The following is a 3,248-nucleotide window of genomic DNA, read 5'->3' as shown; positions in this document are numbered from 1 at the left end:
AAATCCGGCTGGTGGCGACCGAAGCCGGGGTGGGCGTGAATCTCACCCACCTGACCGCCAGCCAGGACGATATCCGTTTGACTGCGGAGGGGAAAATTATCCTGGGGGAAGTACACGCCGGGACAGATATCAGCATCAACAGCAAAGCCATTGAAACAACAGCACAAAGCCATGTGCAAGCGGGTCAGCATCTGACGTTAACCACCGACACCCTCCACAATCAGGGCCAAATCCGGGCGGGGGGAGATATCACCCTTAAAGCCACCAAACTGGATAACGTCAACCCGACCGGACAAAGTCACCCGGTGATTACTGCGGGTAAAAACAACCGCATTACCGCTGATGAGATAAACAATGTCGGCGAGTTAAGCGCGGCGCAAAATCTCACCCTGACCGGCAACAATTTCTCAACCATCGCGATAAAAGACCGTCAGGCGAATAGCTTCAGTAAACTCAGTGCCGGTGAGGATCTGACGGCGACATTGACACAGGCCTTTCGTTTTGATGTGGATAAGGACCCGGTTAACGCGGGCAAGAAACCCACCGTTCCGGCGTTAATCACCGGGAAAAACATTGCGCTTACTGCCAACGATTTAGTGAATTCTGCGTCAATGCAGGCCGAACAAAACATCACCGTTAACGCCGAAACCGTCTATTTAGGCCGCGGGCATTTAACCCTGTCTCTTAATCACATCTCCAAATCCACTGACTTGGCCAGCAAATAACCGTCCACCAGAGTTTGTAGCAAAAACCAGCCCTCCCAGAGTCTTTCCCAACCCACCCGACCCGGGCGCTTAGAGTCAGACCAACCCGCCAATTTGCCCAAACTGATATACGCCCAATACAGACTCGGCGCTTTCTTTGGCAGGGGCCGTTTCTCCTGCTTTGACCACAAAAGTTTCCAGGCCAGCGGGCTGAGGATCTCTTCACAGCGGTGGTTTTCTGCCTCTTCTTTGTTCAATCCCTTAAAACGAAGCTGGTGTATCCGCACCGCAATAAAAGCCAGAAGCACGATCATGCGTTCCAGATTGTCTTTGCTTTGCATCCGCAGGGATTCAACCTGCGTGCCACCACTTTTCCAGGCCTTGTGAAACTCTTCTATCAGCCAACGCCGTTCATAATAACCGAATATTCGATGGGCATCGTCTTCGCTGTTGACCGGCTCTGAGGTAAGAAGATGCCAGCTTAACCCGTTTTGGGTGCCTTTTTCATGGCAACCCACATAAAACAAGCGAAGGTTCTCCCCTGATTTTCCTTTCGGTACTTTCAGACTCACTTGCGTATAACAAACCTCACAGTCCGCCACGCGGGCTTGACGTCCGCCTTTCTGCTTAACCTCAACCCGTCGGTCTCCGGCACTTTTTAATGTCTCAACAAAATCATAAAGTTTATCCGGACTCTCTTCTATACGTCGGCTTTGCATTGAACGGACAACAAAACGGTGGTTTTCGGCCACCTTATAGGTCAGGTACTCGATGAGGTCTGCTTCACGGTCACAAACCGAAATAATTTTCGGCATTTGTTCGCCCAGCCGGTGTGCCATCGCCCGTGACGCCTGTTCCCATTTATAGCTTTCTTTTTCTTCATAAGGCCGCGTATCACGTTGCTGACTCTTGCCATACGTCTGCACATCGCGTGTCCAGCGATGCTGCTCAACCAGCCCGACTACCTGACGTTCCTTGGGCGCAAACAGTAAAATCGAGTGAGCAAAGAATCCCCGGGATTTCGGGTTTGAGGTGGTGTGACCCCGTTCATCCGTCACGCTGTGATGGGAAAACGACAGTGACGTGGTGTCTTCCAAAGCCAGCAGGCAATCATAGGCGTTTGCGTACGCCACTGTGGCCGCAAAACCCGCTTCAGCCATGGCCTGAGAGGAAATGGCCTGATTACGGATGAAACGGTAAGCCGCTTCAATATCGGCAGGGGAATGTAAGGATTGCACGAGGGATTGTCCTGTCTGGTTGGCGAGTGAAGTGGCGAGCTGAAGCAGGCGCTTGGTGCGTCGTTTATCGCCTAATTCAGCGTGTTGAAACGTGTCTTTTGCCCATTGCTCGGTGTTGGCTGAAAACATATCGGTTAGCTTATTTTTTGTGGTTTTTTGTTGAGATCGATAAAGAGAATAAGAGTTCAACAAGAATGCAGGAAAATATCAAAATATTTGTGTAGAAGAGACAGCGGTAATGGCCCGCTGATTTTTAGTCATACCGTCATATTCCAGTTTCTGACGGCTCAATGCATTGTCCTCCAGAAATGACACGGGAAAACGGGGAGTCGCTGGCCGACCGCTCATTGCAACCTGTGAGTCAGCCGGTAACGCATCCTGTGGGGTAATCCAGACCAGCCGGTCCCCGCCTGAGGTCGTATTTTGGCCGGTATCGTCCAATCCTAATCCCAGCGGAATATCACGCTCAGACAAAGTGTGTTCCGTACTCATGCTTTTATTGCCTAACTGACGGGTTAGCTGGTCAAGCCGGTTAAACAGCGTTTGCTGCTCCGCTTTCAGTACCTGCTGTTGCTTTTCTGTTTCCTCACGGGTGCCCGCTACCACCTGGTTAATCTGGTCAGTCATGCTCTGACTGCCGTTGCGCCATTTCTCATTGTCCGCCAGTAATTGTGCGTTTTGTTTTTCCAGCGCCGCCTGCTGAATACGGATACTGCGCAAAGCCCCAATCAGGGTGCGCAACGTATCTTCCGGGGTATCGCCTTCAATCCCCAATGCCCGCAGCTCCCCGGGAGACAGCTCCGCCAGGGCCGGATGACTCACTGTCTGGCTGACGGGCGTCGCTGATTGCCGACAACTCTTGATACCCACCGCCAGCCCTGCAATAACAAAAGCAGGCACCACCCATTTCACCAGACCGTTTGACTTAATTTGCATGGGGCTTTCCTTGTTGCTTCATCGGCGTTTTTGACCTCACCGGTTCTGGCAGAAAGGCACGGTCAGGCCGACCTTTCACCACCAAATAGACGGTAGTCGTGTCTTCCGGCGTGCCTGACGGTCCCAGCCAACGATGCTGAAAGGTCGCGGCTATGAATTGCCCCTGTAACCTGCGTGGATCAAGCACCACGTTCTCACGGTGGGTGTTACGCACTTTCAACGCCACCACAGCGAGGTTATCCACCCCCCAGCCCCCTAACGGGGAGACTATCACCGGCGCAGAGGGATACAATGTGGTCAATCGGGCCGGCAGTGCCAGTGATACAGGGTGAATGCCGGGAACAGCTTCCACTGTACGCAACGGCGCATA

The 3,248-nt window shown here is 52.6% G+C and carries 3 protein-coding genes and 1 pseudogene; 1 reads left to right on the top strand and 3 read right to left on the bottom strand.

Translation table 11 applies throughout. The features are described 5' to 3' along the window. A pseudogene (locus C5471_RS22820) lies at positions 1 to 725 on the top strand (filamentous hemagglutinin N-terminal domain-containing protein); the annotation flags it as partial. Here C5471_RS22820 and C5471_RS22815 read toward each other — a convergent pair. From C5471_RS22815 to C5471_RS22805, 3 genes are all read right to left on the bottom strand, one after another. Further along, positions 689 to 2,071 (bottom strand): IS4 family transposase, encoded by a 1,383-nt coding sequence (locus tag C5471_RS22815; RefSeq protein ID WP_133814787.1) that lies wholly within the window; start codon positions 2,069 to 2,071, stop codon positions 689 to 691. The pseudogene C5471_RS22820 and the gene C5471_RS22815 sit on opposite strands and share 37 nt — an antisense overlap. A gap of 78 nt (positions 2,072 to 2,149) precedes the next feature. Then, complete coding sequence (locus tag C5471_RS22810) at positions 2,150 to 2,878, bottom strand: FtsZ/tubulin family protein (protein ID WP_207627446.1); 729 nt, start codon at positions 2,876 to 2,878, stop codon at positions 2,150 to 2,152. After that, positions 2,868 to 3,248 (bottom strand): TIGR03749 family integrating conjugative element protein (locus C5471_RS22805; protein WP_166296495.1); only part of this gene is annotated, 381 nt, incomplete at its 5' end. The genes C5471_RS22810 and C5471_RS22805, both read right to left, overlap by 11 nt.

This window comes from Photorhabdus tasmaniensis, assembly GCF_011189505.1.
GTDB lineage: Bacteria > Pseudomonadota > Gammaproteobacteria > Enterobacterales > Enterobacteriaceae > Photorhabdus > Photorhabdus tasmaniensis.
The sequence above is the reverse complement of the archived record's forward strand: the minus strand, read 5'-3'. Positions and strand labels throughout refer to the sequence as shown.